Annotated in this window: 1 protein-coding gene; it reads right to left on the reverse strand. The window is 62.9% G+C overall.

Features of this window, described 5'->3' with window-relative positions:
- On the reverse strand, nt 1-762 hold a 762-nt coding region (locus AC07RV_RS33160), incomplete at its 3' end, for a hypothetical protein (RefSeq protein WP_492715129.1).
- Between the last annotated feature and the right edge of the window lie 18 nt (nt 763-780).

Here is a 780-nt window from a genome sequence, read left to right on the forward strand (position 1 = left end):
TTCGATCGGCAGCCTGTCCACGTCGACCTCGACGGGCCTGAGCACCGCAACCAGCAGCATCGATAGCCTGTCGACGTCCACGTCGACCGGTTTGAGCACAGCAACGAGTTCGATCGGCAGCCTGTCCACGTCGACCTCGACGGGCTTGAGCACCGCGACGAGCAGCATCGATAGCCTGTCGACTTCGACGTCGACTGGCCTCAGCACGGCGACGAGTTCGATCGGTAGCCTGTCTACGTCGACCTCGACCGGTCTGAGTACCGCGACCAGCAGCATTGGCAGCCTTTCGACCTCGACGTCCACTGGCCTGAGCACGGCAACGAGCTCCATCGGCAGCCTGTCCACGTCGACCTCGACCGGTCTGAGCACCGCGACGAGCAGCATCGATAGCCTGTCGACGTCCACGTCGACCGGTTTGAGCACGGCAACGAGCTCCATCGGCAGCTTGTCCACGTCGACCTCTACGGGCCTGAGCACCGCAACCAGCAGCATCGATAGCCTGTCGACTTCGACGTCGACTGGTCTCAGCACTGCAACGAGCTCCATTGGCAGCCTGTCCACGTCGACCTCGACTGGGCTGAGCACCGCGACGAGCAGCATCGATAGCCTGTCGACTTCGACGTCGACTGGCCTCAGCACGGCAACGAGTTCCATCGGCAGCTTGTCCACATCCACCTCGACGGGCCTGAGCACCGCAACCAGCAGCATCGATAGCCTGTCGACTTCGACGTCGACTGGCCTCAGCACGGCAACGAGTTCCATCGGCAGCTTGTCCACGTC

The organism is Variovorax sp. GW821-FHT09B01, from assembly GCF_059418345.1.